At 68.8% G+C, this 22,581-nt stretch carries 22 protein-coding genes; 9 read left to right on the top strand and 13 right to left on the bottom strand.

Translation table 11 applies throughout. The annotated features are described in order from the left end of the window. The first annotated feature begins 49 nt into the window (after positions 1-49). From NYR58_RS07920 to deoA, 3 genes are read left to right on the top strand one after another with little or no spacing between them, the layout of a single operon-like run. Positions 50-454, top strand: coding sequence for a cytidine deaminase (locus tag NYR58_RS07920; protein WP_261519949.1), 405 nt, complete (start codon positions 50-52; stop codon positions 452-454). Then, the gene (locus NYR58_RS07915; RefSeq protein ID WP_261519948.1) at positions 451-1,257 is read left to right on the top strand and encodes a purine-nucleoside phosphorylase; all 807 of its coding nucleotides are present in this window, start codon (positions 451-453) and stop codon (positions 1,255-1,257) included. The genes NYR58_RS07920 and NYR58_RS07915 overlap by 4 nt, the downstream gene beginning before the upstream one ends. Before the next feature lie 2 nt (positions 1,258-1,259). Beyond that, complete coding sequence (deoA, locus tag NYR58_RS07910; RefSeq protein ID WP_261519947.1) at positions 1,260-2,582, top strand: thymidine phosphorylase; 1,323 nt, start codon at positions 1,260-1,262, stop codon at positions 2,580-2,582. Between the two features lie 3 nt (positions 2,583-2,585). Here deoA and NYR58_RS07905 read toward each other — a convergent pair whose 3' ends face one another. The 4 genes from NYR58_RS07905 to NYR58_RS07890 all read right to left on the bottom strand — a co-directional run bounded on the left by NYR58_RS07905 (position 2,586) and on the right by NYR58_RS07890 (position 5,327). After that, positions 2,586-3,134: a TIGR02281 family clan AA aspartic protease gene (locus NYR58_RS07905; RefSeq protein WP_261519946.1), complete on the bottom strand. Its 549-nt coding sequence runs from the start codon at positions 3,132-3,134 to the stop codon at positions 2,586-2,588. Between the two features lie 100 nt (positions 3,135-3,234). Beyond that, on the bottom strand, positions 3,235-3,864 hold the full coding sequence (gene upp, locus NYR58_RS07900) for a uracil phosphoribosyltransferase (protein ID WP_261519945.1): 630 nt from the start codon (positions 3,862-3,864) through the stop codon (positions 3,235-3,237). Between the two features lie 96 nt (positions 3,865-3,960). Continuing rightward, positions 3,961-4,860: a CHAD domain-containing protein gene (locus tag NYR58_RS07895; RefSeq protein WP_261519944.1), complete on the bottom strand. Its 900-nt coding sequence runs from the start codon at positions 4,858-4,860 to the stop codon at positions 3,961-3,963. After that, entirely contained in the window at positions 4,857-5,327 is a 471-nt protein-coding gene (locus tag NYR58_RS07890; protein ID WP_261519943.1) for a CYTH domain-containing protein, read from the bottom strand. The genes NYR58_RS07895 and NYR58_RS07890 overlap by 4 nt, the downstream gene beginning before the upstream one ends. A 121-nt stretch (positions 5,328-5,448) precedes the next feature. Between NYR58_RS07890 and NYR58_RS07885 the strand changes: the two genes are divergently transcribed. The 4 genes from NYR58_RS07885 to NYR58_RS07870 all read left to right on the top strand — a co-directional run bounded on the left by NYR58_RS07885 (position 5,449) and on the right by NYR58_RS07870 (position 9,203). After that, positions 5,449-6,123 (top strand): CerR family C-terminal domain-containing protein, encoded by a 675-nt coding sequence (locus tag NYR58_RS07885; protein ID WP_261519942.1) that lies wholly within the window; start codon positions 5,449-5,451, stop codon positions 6,121-6,123. After that, positions 6,120-7,073, top strand: coding sequence for an HlyD family secretion protein (locus NYR58_RS07880; RefSeq protein WP_261519941.1), 954 nt, complete (start codon positions 6,120-6,122; stop codon positions 7,071-7,073). The genes NYR58_RS07885 and NYR58_RS07880 overlap by 4 nt, the downstream gene beginning before the upstream one ends. A gap of 82 nt (positions 7,074-7,155) precedes the next feature. Further along, the gene (locus NYR58_RS07875; RefSeq protein WP_261519940.1) at positions 7,156-8,073 is read left to right on the top strand and encodes an ABC transporter ATP-binding protein; all 918 of its coding nucleotides are present in this window, start codon (positions 7,156-7,158) and stop codon (positions 8,071-8,073) included. Next, positions 8,070-9,203: an ABC transporter permease gene (locus NYR58_RS07870; protein WP_261519939.1), complete on the top strand. Its 1,134-nt coding sequence runs from the start codon at positions 8,070-8,072 to the stop codon at positions 9,201-9,203. Before NYR58_RS07875 ends, NYR58_RS07870 begins: the two co-directional genes overlap by 4 nt. A 7-nt stretch (positions 9,204-9,210) precedes the next feature. Here the strand turns inward: NYR58_RS07870 and pgi are convergent, their stop codons facing one another. Then, entirely contained in the window at positions 9,211-10,848 is a 1,638-nt protein-coding gene (gene pgi / locus NYR58_RS07865) for a glucose-6-phosphate isomerase (protein WP_378074775.1), read from the bottom strand. A 149-nt stretch (positions 10,849-10,997) separates the two neighbouring features. Here pgi and pdxR point away from each other — a divergent pair, with 149 nt between their 5' ends. After that, positions 10,998-12,491, top strand: coding sequence for a MocR-like pyridoxine biosynthesis transcription factor PdxR (gene pdxR / locus NYR58_RS07860; protein WP_261519937.1), 1,494 nt, complete (start codon positions 10,998-11,000; stop codon positions 12,489-12,491). Between the two features lie 13 nt (positions 12,492-12,504). Here pdxR and NYR58_RS07855 read toward each other — a convergent pair whose 3' ends face one another. Together NYR58_RS07855 and cueR are read right to left on the bottom strand one after the other, a co-directional pair. Continuing rightward, positions 12,505-13,005, bottom strand: coding sequence for an MmcB family DNA repair protein (locus NYR58_RS07855; RefSeq protein WP_261519936.1), 501 nt, complete (start codon positions 13,003-13,005; stop codon positions 12,505-12,507). Between the two features lie 37 nt (positions 13,006-13,042). Then, positions 13,043-13,432, bottom strand: coding sequence for a Cu(I)-responsive transcriptional regulator (gene cueR, locus NYR58_RS07850; protein ID WP_261519935.1), 390 nt, complete (start codon positions 13,430-13,432; stop codon positions 13,043-13,045). Between the two features lie 181 nt (positions 13,433-13,613). On the opposite strand from cueR, the gene NYR58_RS07845 reads away from it, so the two are divergent. Continuing rightward, positions 13,614-14,234, top strand: a complete 621-nt coding sequence (locus tag NYR58_RS07845; RefSeq protein WP_261519934.1) for a L,D-transpeptidase — start codon at positions 13,614-13,616, stop codon at positions 14,232-14,234. A gap of 27 nt (positions 14,235-14,261) precedes the next feature. On the opposite strand, the gene NYR58_RS07840 is transcribed toward NYR58_RS07845, so the two are convergent. The 6 genes from NYR58_RS07840 to NYR58_RS07815 all read right to left on the bottom strand — a co-directional run bounded on the left by NYR58_RS07840 (position 14,262) and on the right by NYR58_RS07815 (position 22,317). Next, positions 14,262-14,828, bottom strand: coding sequence for an ActR/PrrA/RegA family redox response regulator transcription factor (locus tag NYR58_RS07840; protein ID WP_261519933.1), 567 nt, complete (start codon positions 14,826-14,828; stop codon positions 14,262-14,264). Between the two features lie 64 nt (positions 14,829-14,892). Further along, positions 14,893-16,200: an ActS/PrrB/RegB family redox-sensitive histidine kinase gene (locus tag NYR58_RS07835; RefSeq protein ID WP_261519972.1), complete on the bottom strand. Its 1,308-nt coding sequence runs from the start codon at positions 16,198-16,200 to the stop codon at positions 14,893-14,895. A gap of 83 nt (positions 16,201-16,283) precedes the next feature. Beyond that, complete coding sequence (gene hrpB / locus NYR58_RS07830; protein WP_261519932.1) at positions 16,284-18,743, bottom strand: ATP-dependent helicase HrpB; 2,460 nt, start codon at positions 18,741-18,743, stop codon at positions 16,284-16,286. Then, a complete protein-coding gene (locus tag NYR58_RS07825; RefSeq protein ID WP_261519931.1) occupies positions 18,740-19,375 on the bottom strand; it encodes an ATP-binding cassette domain-containing protein in 636 nt (211 codons plus the stop codon). The genes hrpB and NYR58_RS07825 overlap by 4 nt, the downstream gene beginning before the upstream one ends. Positions 19,376-19,391: 16 nt before the next feature. After that, the gene (locus NYR58_RS07820; protein WP_261519930.1) at positions 19,392-21,068 is read right to left on the bottom strand and encodes an ABC transporter permease; all 1,677 of its coding nucleotides are present in this window, start codon (positions 21,066-21,068) and stop codon (positions 19,392-19,394) included. A 28-nt stretch (positions 21,069-21,096) separates the two neighbouring features. Beyond that, complete coding sequence (locus NYR58_RS07815) at positions 21,097-22,317, bottom strand: ABC transporter substrate-binding protein (protein WP_261519929.1); 1,221 nt, start codon at positions 22,315-22,317, stop codon at positions 21,097-21,099. Positions 22,318-22,581: the final 264 nt, after the last annotated feature.

Here is a 22,581-nt window from a genome sequence, read left to right as displayed (position 1 = left end):
AGGGAAAGGCGCCCCCTCCGCGCACCGTCGATCATCCACCACGCAACGAGTGCTGAACCCCATGACCAAGGATCTCCACCAGGCCGCCCTCGCAGCCATGAAGAAGGCCCATGCCCCCTATTCGCGCTTTCCGGTGGGGGCAGCGCTGCGCACGGCGGAAGGCGCCGTGCATGCCGGCTGCAACATCGAGAACGCCTCCTACCCGGAGGGCTGGTGCGCGGAGACGACGGCGCTTGCCCACATGGTGATGGCCGGCGGCGGCAGGGTGACGGAAATTGCCGTGGTGGCGGAGAAGATGCCGCGGATCATGCCCTGCGGCGGCTGCCGCCAGCGGCTGGCGGAGTTCGTGGCACCCGATGCGAAGCTGCATCTGTGCGATCTCGACGGCGTGGTGGAGACGGTGCCCTTCGACTCGATCTTCCCGCGTGCCTTCGATTTCGAGGAGGGACGATGAAACAGGCGGTGGACCTTCTGACGGAGCGGCTCAACGGGCTGGCGCCGCGGCTGGCGCTGGTGCTGGGCTCCGGCCTCGGCAGCCTGGTAGAGCAGGTGACGGATGCGGTGCGCATTCCCTATGGCGAGCTGCCCGGCTTTCCGCACAGCGGCGTGAGCGGGCACGCCGGGGCGCTGGTCGCCGGCCATCTTTCGGGCCAGCCCGTGGTGGTGCTGGCGGGACGCACCCACTACTACGAGCACGGCAACCCCGCCGCCATGCGCCCGGCGCTGGAGGTTCTGGCCGGCATCGGCGTCGACACGCTCATTCTCACCAATGCCGCAGGCTCTCTCAGAACCGACATGCCGCCGGGCTCGGTGATGCTGATCGAGGATCACATCAATTTCTCCGGCACCAACCCGCTGATCGGCGAGAGCACCGATCGCCGCTTCGTCGGCCTCAGCGAAGCCTATGACAGGGGGCTGCGCGACGCGCTCGAAGCGGCAGCGGCCGAGGCCGGCGTCAGGCTCCATAAAGGTATCTACATGTGGTTTTCCGGCCCGAGCTTCGAGACGCCGGCCGAAATCCGCATGGCGCGCACGCTGGGGGCGGATGCGGTGGGCATGTCGACCGTGCCCGAGGTCATCCTGGCGCGTTTCCTGGGGCTCAGGGTGGCGGCATGCTCCGTAATTACCAATCTGGCCGCCGGCATGGCGGCGGGCGAGCTGTCGCATGAGGAGACCAAGGATGTCGCACCGCGCGGCGGCGGCGAGCTTGCGAAAATCCTCGACCGCTTCCTGCGTGACGGCGCGGCGGGACGCTGACCATGGCGCTGGCACAGGAGATCATCCGCAGAAAGCGAGACGGCGAGGCGCTGACCGGCGAGGAGATCGCCGAGTTCGCCGCCGGCCTTGCGACGGGCGGCTGGAGCGAAGGGCAGGTGGCCGCGCTCGCCATGGCCATCTTCCTGAAGGGCATGAGCCGCGAGGAAACGGTGGCGCTGACGCTTGCCATGCGCGACTCCGGCGAGGTGCTGGACTGGTCGTCGCTGCCCGGCCCCGTCACCGACAAGCATTCGACCGGCGGGGTGGGCGACAATGTCTCGCTCATGCTGGCGCCGCTGGTCGCCGCCTGCGGAGCCTATGTGCCGATGATCTCCGGGCGTGGCCTGGGGCACACGGGCGGCACGCTCGACAAGATGGATTCCATCCCCGGCTATGCCAGCCAGCCGGAGCGGGAGACCTTTGCCAGAGCGGTGCGCGCTGCCGGTTGCGCCATCATCGGCCAGACGGCGGATCTGGCGCCGGCCGACCGCCGCTTCTATGCCGTGCGCGACGTGACGGGCACGGTGGAGTCCATCCCGCTCATTACCGCCTCCATCCTCTCCAAGAAGTTGGCGGCGGGGCTGCAGTCGCTGGTGCTCGACGTGAAATGCGGCAATGGCGCCTTCATGGCCGGCCAGCGCGAGGCGCGGCGTCTGGCCGAAAGCCTGGTTGCGGTCGCCGAGGGGGCCGGGCTCTCCTCGCGCGCGCTGATCACCGACATGAACGAACCGCTGGCAAGCTGTGCCGGCAACGCCGTGGAGGTTGTGAACGCTGTCGACTTCCTGACCGGCGCGCGGCGCGACCGGCGGCTGGAGGAGGTGGTGATGGCGCTGGCGGTAGAGATGCTGCTTGCAGCCGGCATTGCCGGCTCCACCCACGAGGCGCATGAGCGCGCCCGCCGGGCGCTCGAAGACGGCCGCGCGGCAGAGCGCTTCGGCCAGATGGTGGCGGCGCTGGGCGGTCCTGCCGATTTCGTTGAAAACGCCCGCAGATATCTGCCGCGCGCGCCCGAACGGGCGACGGTCACGGCCGAGCATGACGGGTTCGTGGCACGCGTCGATACGCGCCGGCTCGGCATTGCCGTGGTGGAGCTGGGCGGCGGACGGCGCACGCCGGAAGACGCCATCGACCACGCGGTGGGACTTGAGGCCATTCTGCCGGTGGGCAGCGCCGTGCGCCGGGGAGAGGCGCTTGCCACGGTCCATGCGCGCACGGCGGGCGAGGCCGAGCGGGCGGCGGCCACCGCGCGCAGCGCCTTCACGCTGGCCGAAAAGCGGCCGCGCCGCCGGCCGACGGTGCTGCGCAAGGTGACGGCCGAGGGCTGACGCCTACTGCTCAAGGAGCAGCATGCCGTCTTCCACCCCGAAGCGCGACAGGCGGTTGAGAAAGCTCATGCCCACCAGCGTGCCGGCCAGCGCATCGTCTTTCAGCACCACGGCCTGCACCTCTCTCACGAGGATGCGGTCGATCCGCAGATCGTCGATGGTGGCGACGGCCGCCGGCGCCGGGCCGTTCGCCGTGTTCACCCGGTGGCGGAAATCCGAACGCGAAAGCTTCAACCCGATGCGCCGCGCCGTCGACTCGTTGACGGCAACGAGGGTGGCGCCGGTGTCCACCATCGCGCGGATGTTCCGCCCGTTGAACCGGAACTCCGCCGCGTAGTGGCCACGGCTGTCGGCGGCAATGCGCACCTTGCGGCCGGCAAGCGCCTGGCCGCGCCGGGACGTCGGGACGACAGCCGCCGTCGGACGGGGCGGCTCTTGCGCGAGCAGGCGGCGCAGAACCGCCTCGACCGCCTGCGGATTGCCCTGAAGGACGGCCGGAATCGCGGCGAAGGTGCCTGCCATCACACCGAGAAGAATGAAGTTGCGCAGCATCGGCATTCTCCGGGTTTCGGAAATGCAGGATGCCAGCGCACCTTCACCAGCGGCTTAAGGGAGCGCGCGGCGATGGCGACGTGGTTAGCGCCGGGTAAAGCTACTTGGTGCCATACATGCGGTCGCCCGCATCTCCGAGGCCCGGCACGATGTAGCCCAGCTCGTTGAGCCGTTCGTCGATGGAGGCGGTGAAGACCGGCACGTCGGGATGCGCGGCGCGGAAACGCTCGATGCCCTCGGGTGCCGCCAAAAGGCAGAGAAAGCGCAGGTTCGTGGCGCCGCGGGACTTCAGCTTGTCGACCGCCGCCACGGCGGAATTGGCGGTGGCGAGCATGGGATCGACAACGATGACAAGGCGGTCCTCCAGATTGCTCGGCGCCTTGAAGAAATACTCCACCGCCTGCAGCGTCTCGTGGTCGCGGTAAAGCCCGACATGCGCCACACGCGCCGCCGGCACAAGGTCCAGCATGCCGTCCAGCAACCCGTTGCCGGCGCGCAGTACAGAGGCGAAGACCAGCTTCTTGCCCTCCAGCGTCGGCGCTTCCATGCGCGTCAGCGGCGTCTCGATGGTGCGCGTCGTCAGCTCGAGATCGCGCGTCACCTCGTAGCACAAAAGCAGCGAAATCTCCCGCAGCAGCCGGCGAAAGCTGGCGGTGGAGGTCTCCTTGTCGCGCATGATGGTGAGCTTGTGCTGGACAAGCGGATGATCGACGACGGTCACGCCCTGCATGTGTCTTGCTCCACGAACTTGCCTGTGGCGGCCATACTAGCGCCGCCGCGGCGGGGGGCATACCGCGGCCGGCCATCGGCCACAATTTTGTGGCGGCTAGGCGGCCTTGCGCATCTCGCGCTCGATCCTGGCACGCAGCTTCTTCTTCTCGCCATCCAGCAGAACGGCAGCCTGGCGCAGGCAGGACTTGCGCAGCGTCTTCTCGCGCGCGGCGAGCAGCTTGCGGAAGGTGCGCACCGCCTCCGGCGCCCCGATCTCCGCCTCTTCCCGCGCGAGAACGTCATACATGGCGCTGATATCGTTGAGCTCGCCCAGCTTCTCGGCAAGCTGATCGGCCCGGCGACGGTCGGCCTTGGTGCGCCCGGGCCACATGTGGCCCAGAAGATTGAGATGCATCCAGTGATATTTCAGCGCCTTGCGCAGCTCGTGAAAATCCTCCGCCCGTCCGCCTTTCCTGGCCGTCTTGAGCGCCTTGCGCGCCTTGCTCACCATGGCGCGGGCGCCGCGCGCCAGGAGGCGGGCGCCTTCGGCGCGCCCGCTCGGCAACCGGAGCGCCTCCAACGCGGCCTGCGCCTCGCGCAGCGCGGCGAGCGCGGCCGGCACGGCGTCGCGCTCGGCGTGCTCGCGCACGATGCGCTGGCGCCGGCGCTCCAGATGATCGCGAATGACGGCAAGCGCCGGGGCCGCCGCGGCATCGGCGGTGGCGGAAAAGCGCTCCAGCGTCTCCACCAGCGCATCGGCGTCGCGCACGGCGGAGAGGCTGCGCGCGATGTCGCGGAAGCGCTGGTTCTCCCGCTCGCAGAAGGCCGCATCGCCCTCGCGCACCAGCTTGAGAAGCCCACGCAGCCGCTTCAGCCGCTTGCGTGCGCCGTGCAGAGAGCGTTGCCGCCCTTCCGGCGCCTGCTCGAGCAGGGTGAGGATGGCCGCGATCTCCTCCCCGGCGATCCGCCGCACCTCCGCATCGACAGGAAGTGCCGGGTCGAAGCAGTAGCTCATGCCGCGCGCTCCGGCAGGCCGTTGAGCGCCAGGGAAGCGTTGTAGTAGGCCGGCCTGCCCGTGACCTCCGGGCCGAGCCAGGCCGGCAGATCCTCATCTGCCATCGTCTCGGCCGTCTCCAGCTCGGCGATCACCAGGCCGGAAAGCGCGCCGCCGAACACGTCCACCTCGTAGAGGCGGCCGCGATGGCGGACCAGATGCCGCTCCTTCTCGATGACATTGCCCAGAGCGAACGCTTCCATCTTGCGGGCCTCCTCGAAGGGCACGGGAAACTCGAACTCCTCGCGCACGCGCTGATGGCCACCGAACTTCAGCGTCAGCCTGGCATGGCCGCCTTTCAGGCGCACGCGCAGCGTGCGGTCCGGCGCGCTCATGAGATAGAACTGGCGGATGGTGTGAACCTCCTCCGCCTCGCGCCGCCAGGCTTCGCTTGCAACCAGGAACTTCCGCTCGACTTCCGTGGCCATGTGCACCTCTCGCGGGACATAGAAGCGCCTCCCGTCGGACTGCGCAAGAGGTTCGTCGGGTTTCGCTTGACATTAATCAAACGATTGATTAAATCATGCATACAAACAACGGGACCGCCACATGAACGAGACGACACGCAGGCTCTCCGGTGCCGAGCACACGCGCGCAGCGCTGCTGCGCGCCGGGCTGAAACTGTTTGGCGAGCGGGGCTTCGAGGCGGCTTCGACGCGCGACATCGCCGCGGCCGCGAATGCCAATATCGGCTCCATCGCCTACCATTTCGGCGGCAAGGAGGGCCTCTATGCCGCCTGCGCGGACCATATCGTGGCCCTCATCTCGGAGGTGCTGGAAAGCGCGCTGGGCGACGTGAAGGCGCCACAGGCCGCCATGCCCCCAAGGGAAGCGCGCGCCATGCTCGGCCAGACGTTGCAGGCGATGGCGGGCTTCATCGTGCAGCGGCCGGAGGCCGGCGAGATCGTGCAGTTCCTTCTGCGCGAGCTCACCCACCCCAGCGCCGCACTCGACACCATCTATGCAGGCATCTTCGAGCCCGCGCACAAACGACTGTGCATCCTGTGGGAGGCAGCCACCGGCGAGCCCGCCGAGAGCGAGCGAACCAAGATCACCGTGTTCACGCTGATCGGACAGGTGATCTATTTCCGCATCGGCCGCGCAGCGGTGCTCCGGCGCATGGGCTGGAGCCAGATCGGCATGCGGGAGGCCCAATCCGTGATGGAGGTGGCGGGCAGCAATCTTGCCGCCATTCTGGAAGCGCGGGGGCGCGACGAGCCATGAGCCTGCTTTGCGCCATTCCATTTGCCGGCTATCTTTTTTCCGCCTGCGTTGCCCCAACTCCCCTTGCCGTGGGTTATGTGGAGGGGGAATACGTGCTTCTGGCGCCCATCGAGGTGAGCCAGGTGCAGGCCGTTCTCAAGCCGCGCGGGGCGCGGGTGGAGAAAGGCGAGACCGTGGCGCTCATGGAGCAAAGCGATGTCGAGATCGCCGTTTCCCGCGCCGAGGCGGCGCTGGCCGAGGCGGAAGCTCAGCTCGCCGACCTGCAGAAGGGAAAGCGGCCGGAGGAGATCGCCGTCCTCGAGGCGGCCCATGCCTCGGCCGAGGCGGAGGCCGCCGAGGCCGAACGCGTGCTGACGCGCACGCGCGACCTCTTCGGCCGTGGCATCGCCACGCAGGCCGAGCTCGACCGGGCGCGCACCACCATGCAGCTCGCCCAGGCGCGGCTGGGGGAAGCCCGGGCAAGCCTTGCGGTGGCCCGCCTGCCGGCGCGCGCCCAGCAGATCGAGGCAGCGCAGAAGCGGCGCGAGCAGGCGCTGGCCGCGCTGCGCGAGGCCCGCTGGCGGCTGTCCGAACGCACCCTCAAGGCGCCGGCCGCCGGCCGCATCGACGATATCGTGCGCAATCCCGGAGACCTTGCCGGCCCCTCGGCCCCCGTCATCTCCATGCTGCCGGACGGGGCGGTGAAGCTGAAGCTCTATGTGCCGGAGGCCGCCTTCTCCAGCCTTGCGGTGGGGACGCCGCTCTCCGTCTTCTGCGACGGCTGCCCCGAGGGGCTGACGGCCCGCATCTCCTACATCGCGCCGGATCCCGAGTTCACGCCGCCGGTGATCTACTCGCTGGAGACCCGGCAGAAGCTCGTCTTCCTGGTCGAGGCGCAGCCCGTGGGAGACGCCGCGCGAAGGCTGCAGCCAGGGCAGATCGTCGATGTGAGGTTGGCGAATGGCGACTAGCGAACGGTAAGCGCCTGCGGGCGGCGCGAAACCGAGGCCCGGGACGGGCAAGGCCACTCGTTCACCGGAAGGGAACCGGACAATGCATGCCATCGACGTCCACGATCTCGTCAAGCGCTTCGGCGGCAGGACTGTCGTCGACCATGTGTCCATGACGGTGGATACGGGTGAGATCGTCGGCTTTCTGGGCCCCAACGGCTCCGGCAAGACGACGACCATCCGCCTCATGTGCGGGCTCCTGACGGCCGATGGCGGCCATGGACAGGTGCTCGGCCACGACCTGATTGCCGACCAGCTCAGGATCAAGCGCGAAGTCGGCTACATGACACAGCGCTTTTCCTTCTACGAGGATCTGACGATCGCCGAGAACCTTGCCTTCGTTGCCCGGCTCTACCGTTTGAGACCGGTGCGCGCGCATGTGGAGCGCACGCTCGAAGAGCTGGGGCTTGCCACGCGCCGCAACCAGCTTGCCGGCACGCTGTCGGGCGGCTGGAAGCAGCGGCTGGCGCTGGCCGCCTGCATCATGCACAAGCCGAAGCTGCTGCTGCTCGACGAGCCGACGGCAGGGGTGGACCCCAAGGCACGGCGCGACTTCTGGGACGAGATCCACCGGCTGGCGGCGGACGGGCTCACCGTGCTGGTCTCCACCCACTACATGGACGAGGCCGAGCGCTGCCATCGCATCTGCTACATCTCCTACGGGCGCATGCTCGCCACCGGCACGGTGGACGAGGTGGTGCGCGCGGCAGGGCTTTCCACCTTCGTGGTGGAGGGGCCGGAGCTGGAGCGGCTGGCCAGGGAGATGGCCGGTCTGCCGGGCGTCGAGCAGGTGGCCCCCTTCGGCACGACCCTGCACGTGGTGGGCAGCGACGCGAAGGCACTGGCCGCGACCCTGGCCGAGATCGGCCGCCGGCCCGGCGTTGCGGTCAGCCGCGGCGAGACCAGCCTGGAGGATGTCTTCATCCAGTTCATGGGCAGCGCCACGGACAACATGTCATGACTGGCTTTTTCTCTCTTGGCCGGCTTGCCGCGCTGCTCGTCAAGGAGTTCATCCAGATGCGGCGCGACCGCGTCACCTTCGCAATGATGCTGGGCGTGCCGCTGATGCAGCTCGTGCTGTTCGGCTATGCCATCAACAACGATCCGAAGAACCTTCCTGCCGCGCTGGTGGCCACCGGCAACGACCACTACACCCGCGCGGTGGTCTCCGCGCTGGAGCTTACGGGCTACTATCGGTTCGACCACGTGGTGGAGAGCGCGGCCGAGGCCGAAGCGCTGATGGCGCGCGGCGACGTCGTCTTCGTCGTCACCATCCCCTCCGATTTCGCCCGAAAGGTGGACAGGGGCGAGACGGCGCAGATCCTCATCGAGGCCGATGCCACCGACCCCGCCGCGGCCAGCGGTGCCATCTCCACGCTCGCCACGGTGGCAGACCGGGCGTTGCAGCGCGAGCGCGGCATCGTGGCGGCGTCCGGCGCGCCGCAGGGCGGGCTCGAGATCGTGATCCATCGCCGCTACAACCCCGAAAGCCTTACGCAACACAACATCGTGCCGGGGTTGCTCGGCGTCATCCTGCAGATGACCATGGTGATGATGACCTCCATCGCGCTGACCCGCGAACGCGAGCGCGGCACGATGGAGAACCTGCTTGCGATGCCGGCGAGCCCGCTGGAGATCATGCTGGGCAAGGTTCTGCCCTATCTGGCTGTCGGCGCGGTGCAGGTGGCGGTGGTGCTGGGCGCCGCCGGGCTGCTGTTCGGCATTCCCTTCGTGGGGAACGCCTGGCTGCTCCTGTCGGCGGTGCTCGTGTTCGTTCTGGCGCTGGTCCTGCTCGGCTATACCATCTCCACAGTGGCCGATACGCAGATGCAGGCCATGCAGCTCACCTTCTTCTTCTTCCTGCCCTCGCTTCTGCTGTCGGGCTTCATGTTTCCCTTCCGCGGCATGCCGCTGTGGGCGCAATGGCTGGGCGAGATCTTTCCGCTCACCCATTTCCTGCGCATCATCCGCGCCGTCATGCTGAAGGGCGCCGGCCCGGCGGATGTGGCGTTCGAGACGGCGGTGCTTGCCGCCTTCGTTCTCCTCTATGCGGCGCTTGCGCTGCTGCGCTTCCGGCGCACGCTGGATTGACGCCGCGTCAGCCGCGCAGCGCCGCCAGATGCGCCACCAGCCCCGCTGTCGAGCTGTCGCGGCCGGCGGCGTCCTTCTTTCCCTCGACAACGGGCAGGAGCTCGGTTGCCAGCTCCTTGCCGAGTTCCACGCCCCACTGGTCGAAGGCGTTGATGCGGAAAAGCGCTGCCTCCACGAAGACGCGATGCTCGTAGAGCGCGATCAGCCGGCCGAGGGAAAACGGATCGAGCCGACGATAGAGGATGGTGAGCGACGGACGGTTTCCGGGGAAGACGCGATGCGGCGCCAGTGCAGCCGCCTGCAGCTCGTCCAGGCCCCTGGCGCGAAGCTGGGCCTTTGCCTCCTCCAGCGTGCGCCCCTTCATCAGGGCCTCCGACTGGGCGAGGCAATTGGCGGCCAGAAGTTCGTGATGGTGCCGGAGCGCCGGCTCGTGCCCCTCCGCCGCCAGGATGAACTCCACGGGGATGATGTCCGTGCCCTGGTGCAGAAGCTGGAAGAAGGCGTGCTGGCCGTTGGTGCCCGGCTCGCCCCAGACGAGAGGCCCGGTGGGCATGGAGACCGGCTCGCCGTCGAGCGTCACACGTTTGCCGTTCGACTCCATGTCGAGCTGCTGAAGATAGGCAGGCAGGCGCAGGAGCCGCTGGTCGTAGGGAATGACCGCGCGCGAGGGATAGCCGCAGATCGCGCGGTGCCAGAAGCCGATGAGGCCGAGCAGCACCGGCATGTTCTCAAGCATTGGGGCGCTGCGGAAATGCCGGTCCATCGCCTCCGCTCCGGCCAGCATCCGGCGGAAATTCTGCGGCCCGACGGCAATCATGATCGGCAGGCCGATGGCCGACCAGAGGGAGTAGCGGCCACCCACCCAGTCCCAGAACCCGAAGACGCGCGCCTGCTCGATGCCGAAGGCGGCCACCTTGTCGAGCGCCGTGGAAACAGCGGCGAAATGGGCGCCCACGGCATCCTGGCCCAGCGCCTGCGCCACCCAGGCGCGCGCCGTGCCGGCATTCGTCATGGTCTCCACCGTGGTGAAGGTCTTGGAGGCAACGATGAACAGGGTGGTCTGCGGGTCGAGCCCTTTCAGCGTGTCGGCGATGTGCGCGCCGTCGATGTTGGAAACATAATGCAGGCGCGGCCCGTCGTGATAGGGCGCAAGCGCCAGCGTCGCCATCACCGGGCCGAGATCCGAGCCCCCGATGCCGATGTTGACGACGTCGGTGAACGGCTTGCCCGTCGCCCCCTTGAGCGCGCCGGAGCGCACGCCCTCGGCAAACGCGCTCATGGCGGCAAGCACGGCCTCGACATCGGCCATGACGTCCCTGCCGTCGACGAGGACGGGGCCGGCGCTGTTGCGCAGCGCGGTGTGAAGGACCGCCCTGTTTTCGGTGGTGTTGATGCGCGCGCCGGAGAACATCGCCTCCCGCTGCTCGGCAAGGCCGACCGCCTCGGCAGCCCGGGCGAGAAGCCGCAGCGTCTCCTCGCCGACGGCGCATTTGGAATAGTCGAGGAGCAGGTCGTCGAGCCTCAGCGAGAAGCGCGAGAAGCGCTGCGGATCGCCGGCAAAGGCGGCGCGCAGATCGAAATCCCGATTCTCCTGACGATGCCGCTCAAGCGCGGCGAGTGCGGTCTCGTAGGCGCTCATGTCGATGCTACTCCTTGGCTTGCGGCGCGGACATTAGGTCGCGCGGGGTCAAATGTGAAGCGGCAATGCCGGCGCCGCGCCGGTGGCGCAACAGCTTAGTCCAGGGTTGCGGCGCGGTGGCCATGGGGTTAGGCTCCGCGGCCGGAGAGGAAGCCATGCCGACCAGAAACGACGATGCCCTTTGGGCGGGCCTTTTCAAGATATCCCCCGATTCGAGCCAGACCCTGCAGGCGCAGATCCGCCAGGCGATCGTCTCGGCGATTCTCGACCGGCAGATCGCGCCGTCCATGCCGCTGCCCTCCTGCCGCGTCCTGGCGGAAAAGCTGGGCGTGGCGCGCGGCACGGTGGTGCTGGCCTTCCAGCAGCTTGTCGACCAGGGCTTCCTGATCGCCCGCGAACGGCGGGGCCATTTCGTGAACCCGGAGGTCCTGGCGGCACCCCCGCCCGCCCCCCTCAAGGAGGCGCGCCCGGCGGCGCAGGTGGACTGGAAGGCGCGCCGCCAGGTGGCGGCGAGCGACATGCCGGACGCGCCCAAGAACGAGAACTGGATGCAGGCGGCCTATCCCTTCGTCTATGGCCAGTTCGATCCGGCTCTCTTTCCCACCGCCGAGTGGCGCGAGTGCAACCGCATGGCGCTGGCGGTGCTCGAAATCCGCAACTGGGCGGCGGACATGGTGGACCGCGACGACCCGCTGCTCATCGAGCAGATCCAGGCGCGCCTGCTCCCGCGGCGCGGCATCTTCGCAAACCCTGACGAGATCATCATCACGCTTGGCGCCCAGCACGCGCTCTACATGCTGGCCACGCTGCTGATGCGCCGCGGCGCGCGGGTGGCCATGGAAAATCCCGGCTTTGCCGATGCGCGCTCCATCTTCCGGCTTGCCGGCGCCGACATCCTGCCGGTGCCCGTGGATGGCGACGGGCTGGACGTCGCCGGCGTGCCGCCGGAGTCCGATTTCGTGTTCGTCACGCCCAGCCACCACTGCCCGTCCATGGTGCCGCTCAGCCGCGCCCGCCGCGAGGCGCTGCTTGCACGGGCGGAGAGAAACGACTGGATCGTCATCGAGGACGATTACGACAGCCAGCTTGCCGAGGAAACGCCCCAGGAAGCCCTGAAGGGACTCGATCACACGGGCCGCGTCATCTATGTCGGCTCCATGTCGAAGACGCTGGCACCCGGCCTGCGCCTCGGCTACATCGTCGCCCCGGCGGAGCTGGTGGCCGAGCTCAGGGCCTTGCGCCGCTTCATGCTGCGCCACCCTCCCGCCAACAACCAGCGCGCGGTGGCGCTATTTCTGTCGCTCGGCCATCACGATGCGCTGGTGCGTCGGCTGTCGGCGGCCTTCGAGGAACGGCGGCGCGAACTGCTGGCCGCCGTGCGCCGCCACATGCCCGGCTGGCAGGCGGCCGACGTTCCCGGCGGCATATCGGTGTGGCTGAAGGGACCGGCGGGCACCGACACCACCGCGCTGGCCCGCCATGCGCGGGCGCGCGGCGTGCTGGTGGAGCCGGGTGCGCGCTTCTTCGACGGGCCGGAGCGGCCCTCGCCCTTCATGCGGCTCGGCATCTCCTCCATCGCCCTGCAGCACATCGAGCCCGGCATCCGCGAACTGGCGGCGGTGGCGGAACGGCGCTCGCAGGCGGCGTGAGCAGACGGCGCCCTCAGCCCTCCTCCTCATCGAGCCTTGGCACTGCCACGCCGGCAAGCTCCGCCGCGGTCAGGCGCGCGGCGCCGGTGCGCGCAAAACGCAGCATCAGCGCCCTGCGCGTGGCCGGCGCCAGGCGATGCTCCGGCGCCTCGCGCAGGATTTCCGCGCCATAGCCGTCGGAGAGAATGAAGCCGCATTCCTCGGGAAAGATCTCGGCAGGCACCTCCGGGTGCGAAGCGAAGAAGAAGCGGTCGGAGTGCAGCCGATAGTCCGGCCATTTGCGATCCACCCGGAAATCCTCCACCGAGGACTTGATCTCGATGATCCAGATGTCGCCCCTGGCCGTCAGAGCCACCAGGTCTGCGCGGCGGCCGGTGGCAAGCGGCAGCTCCGGCAGCACGGCCGCCCCCATGTCGAGCAACAGCCGCTGCACACCGCGGCGGATGACGAGCGCACGTTCGGACTGGCGACCGTCGGCGAGCGGGTTTACGGGAACGGGCGACACGATGGGCATGGAGCAAGAATGCCAGCAAAGGCGACGCGAGGAAAGATCAGCCCTGGCCTGCCATGTCGTCGAGGATCGGGCAGTCCGGCCGCTCGTCGCCGTGGCACGCCTCGATCAGCCTTTGCAGGGTGGCGCGCATGGACTGCAGCTCGCGGATCTTCTGCTCGATCGCCCCGACATGGGCAACCGCGATGCGCCGCACATCCTGGCTGGCGCGCCCCTTGTCGGCATAGAGCGCGAGAAGCTGGCGGCACTCCTCGATGGAGAAGCCGAGGCTGCGCGCCCGTTTCAGAAAGGCGAGCCGGTGCGCATCCTCCTGGCTGTAGGCGCGGTAGCCATTGCCGGCTCGCGCCGGCGCGATCAGGCCGATGTCCTCATAGTAGCGGATGGTCTTGGGCGGCAGGCCCGAGCGGCGGGCCACATCTCCGACATTCATGAGCTTCTCTCCGTTCGATCGGCACTTCCGTGTTGCCGAATTGCCATAGGGGGCGGGTCAAGGACCAGGTTTGCGTGTGCGCGAGCCGGCTGTTCTTGGCAAAATGTTAACCTTCATTCTAATAATTCTGGAAGGGGCGGTTGCTTTATGGCGCTCGTGACCACGGGGGATTGAGAACTTCATGAATTGGAAACCTTTCTTCGTAGCCGCCACGCTGGGACTGTCGGCGGCGCTCGCCGGCTGCAGCAGCGACGGCAGTCTCAGGCTTTTCACATCCGAGTATGGCGCGGTCACGGATGCCGGCTACCGCCTGCCGAGCGTGCCGATCTCCCAGATACCACGCAAATACCATCGCCAGATCGTCTCCTACGAGACCAAGGAGAAGCCGGGCACGATCATCGTCGACACCAAGGAGAAGTACCTCTACTTCGTCATGGACGACGGCAAGGCCATGCGCTACGGCATCGGCGTCGGGCGCGAGGGCTTCGAGTGGTCCGGCGTGGCGCGCGTGGCGATGAAGCGCGAATGGCCGACCTGGACACCGCCGGCCCCGATGATCCGGCGCCAGCCCGAGCTCGCCAAGTGGCGCGGCGGCATGCCGCCCGGCCTTTCCAACCCGCTCGGGGCGCGGGCGCTCTATCTGTTCGACCGGGGCGGAGACACCGGCTACCGCCTGCACGGCACACCGGAGTGGCAATCCATCGGCCGCGCCGTCTCCTCCGGCTGCATCCGGCTTCTCAACCAGGACATCATCGACCTCTACAATCGTGCCGAGATCGGCGCGAAGGTGATCGTCAGGTAGTTTCGGGAGGGCGGAACCAGCCACGCTTCAGCGCGGCGCGCGCTTGGCCAGAATGCGCTGCAGCGTGCGCCGGTGCATGTTCAGCCGGCGCGCGGTTTCGGAGACGTTGCGGTCGCACATCTCATAGACGCGCTGAATGTGCTCCCAGCGCACGCGGTCGGCCGACATGGGATTTTCCGGCGGCTCTGCCTTTTCTCCCGGCTGGCGGGTGAGCGCGGCATAGATGTCGTCCGCGTCAGCCGGCTTTGCGAGATAGTCCACCGCGCCGAGCTTCACCGCCGTCACCGCCGTGGCGATGTTTCCGTAGCCCGTCAGGATGATGGCGCGCGCGTCCTCGCGCTTCTCGCGGATGGCGGAGACCACGTCGAGACCGTTGCCATCGCCAAGCCGCATGTCCACGACCGCAAAGGCGGGGGCCGCCGCCTTCACCTTGGCCAGCGCCTCGGCCACCGTCTCGGCCGTTTCCACGGCGAAACCGCGCCCCTCCATCGCCCGCGCCAGCCGCGCCAGGAAGGGGCGATCATCGTCGACGATGAGCAGGGTGCGCTCCTCGCCGGGAGCGGTTTCGGCCTGTCCGTTTGCTGCTTCGGTCATGGTGCACTTGCCTCTTTTTCGGCTAGATTTAGCCTCACCGGCGAATCTTTTCCACCTTTCGCCCTCATGAGCCGCCGCTTTCGACCGCCAGGAAGCGTTCGCGCGGCCAGCGGATGTCCACCGTGGCGCCCTTCCCCTCGCCGCCCGCATTGGCAAAGGCGATGGTGGCGCCGGAGCGCTCGAGAAGCGTCTTGGCGATGAACAGCCCCAGCCCGAGCCCGCCGCCGGCGCTGCCCGCCGGGCGGCGCGACATGTAGGGCTCGCCGATGCGGTCGATGATGTCGGCAGGAAAGCCCGGCCCGTCGTCGGTGATGGTGATTCGCACGGTGTCGGCATCCCACCACCATTTCACCGTCACCACCTCGCGCGCGAAATCGACGGCGTTTTCCATCAGATTGCCGAGACCGTAGAGAACGCCGGGATTGCGACGGCCCACCGGCTCCGGCCCCTCCGTCCCGCCCGGCTCCAGCCGGATCTCGATGCCGAAATCGCGGTGCGGGGCGGCCGTCTCCTCGATCAGCGAGGTAAGCGGCAGCCGGGCCATATGGGCCTCGCCCGCCGAGGAAAGGCTGGTGAGCTGTTTCAGGATTTCCCGGCAGCGCTCGCTCTGGGTGCGCAGCAGCGTCACGTCCTCCTGGAAGCGCGGGTCGTCGCCCAGCGCCTTCTCCATCTCGCGCGCCACGAGCGCGATGGTCGCCAGCGGCGTGCCCAGCTCGTGGGCTGCCGCCGCGGCCAGCCCGTCGAGCGCGGAGATGTGCTGCTCGCGCTGCAGCACGAGCTCCGTGGCGGTCAGCGCATTGGCCAGAAGACGTGCTTCCTCCGCCACGCGATAGGCATAGATGCCGGTGAAGGCGATGGACGAGACGACGGCGATCCACATGCCGGCAACGTAGAGGAACGGCATGGCAAGCTCGGTGCCCGGATACCACGGAAGGGGCATGTGGAAGACGGCGAGCAGGCTCGTCAGCCCGACCACGAGCAGCCCGAGAAGGCTGGTCCACAGGAGCGGCAGCGAGGTGGCGGAAATGACCACCGGCACCGTCATCAGCAGCGAGAAGGGGTTGGTGAGCCCGCCGGTGAGGAACAGGAGCCCCGCAAGCTGCAGCGCATCGAAGGTCAGGATGGCAAGGGCGGCCATGGGCGGCAGAAGCTGCGAGGCGGGATAGCGGAAGGTGAGATACAGGTTGAGCCAGGCGGAAGCCGCTATCAGCACGAAGCAGGGGCCGACGGGCAGCGGAAAGCCCATCCAGAAGGCGACGGCAAGCACCGCGGCACTCTGGCCGACGATGGCAAGCCATCTCAGCCGGATCAGCGTGTTGAGCCTCAGGCTGCGGCCCTGGCGGGTGTCGGGTGTTCTCAGGTCGTCCAGCATCGGCGCCTTTATGGGCTGGAGATCGTCGATGGCCAAGCGTTATTTGAGCGCCGCGATGCCACCTGCCACCGCAGCGCCCGCCGTCAACCCGAGCGGGACTTTGCCCGCCGCGTGGGCGCGGCGCGGGCGGGGTCTTCCGGCCAGACGTGTTTGGGATAGCGCCCGCGCATCTCGGCACGCACGTCCGCCCAGGAACCGCGCCAGAAGCCCGGCAGATCCTGCGTCTTCTGCAGCGGGCGGTGGGCCGGCGACAAAAGCTCCAGCGTGAGCGGGACACCGCCCGCCGAGGGATGCTCGGTCAGGCCGAAAAGCTCCTGCACGCGCACGGCCAGCACCGCCTCGCCATTCTCGTAGCGGATGGGAAGCCGGCTGCCTGTCGGTGCGGTGAAGTGGCTGGGTGCTTCGCTGTCCACGCGGCGCTGCAACGCGAAGGGAACGAGCGTCATCAGCCCGTCGGCCAGGGCGCGCCCCGAAATTGCGGAGAGTGCCGCCTCGCCCTTCAGAAAGGGCAAAAGCCATTCCTCCAGCCGCGCGGTCAGCGCCGCGTCCCCGACGTCCGGCCACGGCGCCCCCTGCCTGACATGCAGAAAGGCAAGCCGGGCCCGCAACTGCTCCGCCTCGCGGCTCCAGGGCAGGATGGCAAGGCCGTGCGCGCGCACCGCATCGAGGACCGCCCGGTCCGCCGCCGCACCCCGGGGCGCCGGCAAAGCCTGCTCGCCAAGCAGGATGGCCCCGAGCCGCCGCACCTCGCGCTGGCGCACCGCGCCCCTTTCGCGGTCGAACAGGGTTTCCACCCGGGTCTCGATGCGGTGGCCGAGGCCAGCCAGCACCTCCTCCTCGCGCACCGCCGCTGCCGCTGCGATGCGGGCATTGCGCGCGCGGCCCTGCAAATCCGCCACCACCAGAAAGGGCTCGCGAACCAGCCGCTCGGCAGGGTCGATCTCTCCGCCGCGCCCATTGGCAAGCAGGAAGCGCCCCGGGGCGCCGCGCGCCTTTGCCACGCGATCCGGCCAGGCATGCAGCAGCAGCGGCCCGGCGGTTGCCGCGCCGTCCTGCGCGCTCTCGCCGCCGGCCTGCCGCGCCAGCCTTTCGGCCAGACTGTGCGCAGCCTTCGCGCGGGGGCCGCGCTCCGAGGCGAAGCGCGAAAGCCGCTCGTCGAGATCGACGCCCGGCCCGCCCAGCCCGCGCTCCGACAGGACAACGGCCAGCCTGGCCGCCGCCAGCGCCCGGCCATGGCGTGCCGCGACCGTGACCATGTGCGCCAGCCGCACCGGCAGGGCCAGGCGACGCATCGCCCTGCCCTCCTCGGTCAGTCGGCCGGCATCGTCCAGCGCGCCCAGCGTGCGCAGGAGCGCGCGCGCCTCGTCGAGCGCGGCCTGCGGCGGCGGGTCGAGAAACGCAAGGCTTGCCGGATCGGTGACCCCGAACGCGGCGCAATCGAGGAGAAGACCGGAAAGGTCCGCCTCCAGGATTTCCGGCGGGGTGAAGGCCGGCAGCGCCGCCGTCTGCTCCCTGCGCCACAGCCGCACCGCCACACCGGGTGCGGTGCGCCCGGCGCGGCCTGCCCTTTGCTGCGCCGAGGCGCGCGAGACGCGCACCGTCTCAAGCCGCGTGAGCCCGGTGTCCGGCTCGTATCGGGGCAGCCGCGCAAGCCCGCTGTCCACCACAGCCGTAACGCCGTCGATGGTGACGGATGTCTCGGCGATGGCGGTTGCCAGAACCACCTTGCGACGCCCTTGCTGCGCCGGGCGGATGGCGGCATCCTGCGCGCGCCCTTCGAGGCCGCCGTGAAGGACCACGAGGTCGATGTCGCCGGGCAGGCGGCCCTCGAGCGCCTGCTGCGTGCGCGCGATCTCGCGCTGGCCCGGCAGGAAGGCGAGCACGCCGCCGGCCCCCTCCGCCACCAGCCCGCGCACCGCAGCCGCCACGGCCTCTTCCACCGGCTGATCGGGCGGCCTTTCCACATGGCGGATGTCGACGGGAAAGCTGCGCCCCTGGCTTTCGAGCACCGGGGCATTGCCGACGAGCCCCGCCACGCGCGCGCCGTCGAGGGTGGCCGACATGACGAGAAGGCGCAGGTCCGGCCGCAGCGCGCCCTTCACGTCGATGGCCAGCGCCAAGGCGAAATCGCCATCGAGAGAGCGCTCGTGAAACTCGTCGAAGATCAGCGCCGAGACGCCTTCGAGCCCCGGATCGTCGACGATCATGCGGGCCAGGACGCCCTCGGTGACGACGAGGATGCGCGTGCGCGACGAGACCTTGCGCTCCATGCGCATGGCATAGCCCACCGTGCCGCCCGGCTCCTCGCCGATGAGCGCGGCCATGCGCCGCGCGGCCGCCCGCGCGGCAAGCCTTCTGGGCTCCAGAAGCACGATGCGCCCGCCCGCGCTCCATGCCTCGTCGAGCAGGGCGAGCGGCACCAGCGTCGTCTTGCCGGCGCCGGGCGGCGCCACAAGAACGGCCCGGCCTTGCGTTTCGAGCGCGGCGCGCAGCGCCGGCAGCACGGCGCAGACGGGCAGCGAAGGAAGCGGGCGCGCGCTCATGCGCCGATCTTCACGATCTCGCCGCCGGCGGCACGGGCATCCGCCATGTCGTGGGTGACGAGCAGGACCGGCAATCCGCTCTCGCGCGCCTTGGAAAAGACAAGCTGGCGCATCTGCTGGCGCAGCTGCGTGTCGAGCTTGGAGAAGGGTTCATCGAGAAGCAGCATGCGCGGCTCGGAGACCAGCACCCGGGCCAGCGCCACCCGCGCCTTCTGGCCGCCCGAAAGCGTGGCGGGGTCGCGCCCGCCCAGGCCGGCCATGCCGACGCCGCACAGTGCCGCTTCGGCGCGGCGCCGGCGCTCGGCCCGGCCCTTCACGCTTTCGGGCAGAGCGAACATCAGGTTGCCGGCGACACTCATGTGCGGAAAGAGCAGGGGATCCTGGAAGAGGATGCCCACATGCCGTTCCTCCGCCGGCAGCGCCGTGATCTCCACGCCGTCCACCAGCGCCCGTCCGCACGCCGTGAAGGCAGGGTCGAGAAAACCGCCGAGATAGGCAAGAAGGCTGGACTTGCCCGCCCCCGAAGGCCCCATCACGGTAAGCACGGCACCGGGCGGCACATGGCGGGTGAGCGAGACGAGCAGGCGCCCGCCAAGCGCGATCCGCACTCCGTCGAGGAAAAGCCCTTCCATCCTCAATGTGTCTCTCTCACACCTGCATGTCGCGGAAGCGCCGGAATATCAGCGCCGGCACGAGGGTGGCAACGGCAAAGCCCAGCATCGGCAGAAGCATCTGCCAGAAGGCATAGACGCCGACGACGCGCCTGTCGCCGCCGGAGGCCAGCGCCACCGCCTCGGAGGTGATGGTGGTAAGCCGGCCCGCGCCGACGAGCACCGTAGGCAGATAAAGCCCAACGGACACGGCAAAGCCGATGGCGCCCATGGTGAGGATGGCGCGCGTCATCATCGGCAGGCGGACCAGGAACAGCCGCTGCCACCGCTGCTTGCCGAAGCCCGCCGCCAGCCGATCGAAGCGCCGGTCGAAGGCATGCCAGGGATCCTTGAGCGCCAGATAGGCATAGGGCATGACGAAAACGAGGTGCGAGAGCACCAGCGCGGGCATGGTGGCAAGCGTTCCCGTGTAGATGAGAAAAAGCTGGAGCCCGAAGACGAAGGCCACCTGCGGCACCAGAAGCGGCAGGTAAAGCAGCATCAGGGCCGGCCCCGGCCGGCGCCCCGTTTCCTCCTCGCGCATCAGGCACAAGACGGAAAGCAGCCCGGCGATGAGGGTGGATAGAAACCCGGCGGCAAGCGTCGTCAGCAGGGGATCGGCGATGCGCGGCAGAACGCGGATCCAGCTCTTCAGCGTGAAGGTCGCAGGCAAGGCGTCGGGAAACTGCCAGAGCCCGGCAAAGGACCAAAGCGCCAGCGTGGCGAGCCCGGCGAAGACGGCACCGGCGGAAAGCACCATCGCGCCGAGCGCCATGCCGCGCACGGCGGCATCGCGCCGCATGCGCAGGCCGCCTTCCACGGCCAGGATGCACAGGGCCCGCCCTGCCCGCTCCAGCCCCACCCAAAGGGCAAGGGCGAGCGCGGTGACGGCGAGCTGCAAGAGCGCACCGGCCGAGGCGAGATGACGCATGGCGAGATTGGGATCGTTCATCCACTCGACCAGCCGCACGGCAAGCGGCGCCGGCCGCGTCGGCCCCAGGATCACGGCCACGTCGACCACCGAGGTGGCGAAGGCGATGACGGCGAAGACCGGCAGCCGAATCTGCCGGTAGACCGCCGGCCACAGGCCACCGAGGAAACCGGCCACCCGCCCGTAGCCCATGGACGCGGCGAGCATGCGCGTCTGGGCGAGCGGCACCTGCGGCAGGGCGGCAAGCACCATGAGAAGCAGGAACGGCACCTCCTTGGCCACGAGCCCCGCCATCATGGAAAGCCCCATCGGATCGTGCACGATCAACAGGTCCGGCGGGCGCTGCCAGCCCGTCAGCCATGGCGAGGCCAGACGGGCCAGCATGCCCGAAGGCGCGATGAGGAAGGCCAGTGCAAAGGCGGCCGCGGCATGCGGCAGCGAAAGCAGCGGCGAGACGAGATGCTGCAGACGCGCAAACAGCCGCGTGCCCGCCCAGCCCGCCACGAACAGCATGACGATGGCAATCGACAGGAGGGTCGAGGCAAGACCCGTTGCCAGGCTGATGGCCGCCGACGTCCAGATCGCCGGCTGCGCCAGGAGCGCGCGCAGATGATCGAGCGTCAACGTGGTGCCGCCCAGCGCAGGCAGAAAGCCGAAGGCGGGAAGGACGGTCCCGGCCAGGCCGAAGGCGACCGGCCCGGTCAGCAAGACCACGGTGAGGAGCGGGCCGAGGCGTGTCAGCATGGGCAGGCCCCGCAGATTCGCGCGCCGCTCAATTCTCCGCCGTGTAGCGCCGCTTCCACTCCTCCTCGATGCGCTCCATCCAGCTTGGATGCGGCTCGGGCAGTGCGGGGCCAAGCTCCTCCGGCGCCAGCGTGGCGGGCCCCAGCTCAAGCGCGGCAAAGCGCGCGCGGTCCTGCGGCCCGAGCTTGTCCATCGCCAGCACGGTGGGATCTCCCCACACGGCGGGGTCCTGCTTGCGCGCCTGGGCCTCGGGCGACAGAAGGAAATTCGCCGTCACCAGTGCTCCGGCCTTGGCGGAGGCATTGTAGGGGATGGCGACAAAATGCGTGTTGGCCAGCGTGCCGGCGGGGAAGGTGAAGGAGCGCACGGTGTCCGGCAGCTCGCCATTGGCGATGGCGCTCGAAGCCTCCGCGGGATTGAAGGCGAAGATGATGTCGAGCTCGCCGTCGGCCAGCAGCTGCTTCATGGCCGGATAGTTCCGGGGAAAGATGCGGCCGGACCGCCAGGCGACCGGGTGCAGCGCGTCGAGATAGGCAAACAGCGGCGCGGTTACCGCCTGGAAATCCTCCTCCACCACGGGCTTCAGGAGAACGGAGGCGTCTTCCACCTTCTCCGTGAGCACCTGCTTGAGGAAGGACGAACCGATGAAATCCGGCGGTCGGGGATAGGAGAACCGCCCCGGATGCGCCTCGGCCCATCGCAGCAGCGCCTCGGCGCTGTCGGGCAGCGCATTCTTCTCCACGCGCGCCGAATCGTAGAAGAAGACCAGCTTCGCCATGCCCCAGGGGCTCGCCAGCCCGTCCACCGGGATGGTGAAATCGGTAAGAATCGTCGGCTTGTTCTCGTGATCGACATGGCGCCAGTTGGGCAGCGCCTGCGCCCAGCCCGGCGCGAACAGAAGGCCGCGCCGCTTCATGGCGGCGAAGTTCTCGCCGTTGATCCAGACGAGGTCCACCGCGCCGCCCGTGTCGCGCCCGGCCGCCTTCTCCGCCACCACCGTGGCCACGGCCTTGGCCGTATCATCGAGCTTCACATGAACCAGCCGCACACCATGGCGACGCTCAAGCTCGCCCGCTGCCCATTCGATATAGGCGTTGATGTTCTCCGACCCGCCCCAGGCGTTGAAATAGACCGTCTGGCCCCGGGCCTTCTCCACAACCTTGTGCCAATCGGCGGGATCGACCTCCCCGGCCCGCGCCGAGACGGCGGCAACCACAAACAGGATGGCGGCGAAGATTCGTGTCGGCAAGGCGATGTCCTTTCCCGTCGATGCTTGTGTCGCAGATTGGGCACGGGCCGCCGGCAAATCAATGCCATGGCACTCGCGCCGCGCTCACTTCGCCGTGAAAGCGCGCTGGCGCGTTGCGACATTTCCGCCCCTGCGCGTCCAAGCATGACATGTGCAGTCAGGTTTATGTTGACAGCGCCCCGCAAGACAGGTTTTTATGCCGCCATCCGAAGGATGCGTTCCTTTGATCTCCGGGCCTTGAACCCGCTGCATCGGAGAACGCCA

It is taken from the genome of Chelativorans intermedius, assembly GCF_025398255.1.
Classification (GTDB): Bacteria; Pseudomonadota; Alphaproteobacteria; order Rhizobiales; family Rhizobiaceae; genus Chelativorans; species Chelativorans intermedius.
This window is presented reverse-complemented; position numbering and strand designations above follow the sequence as displayed.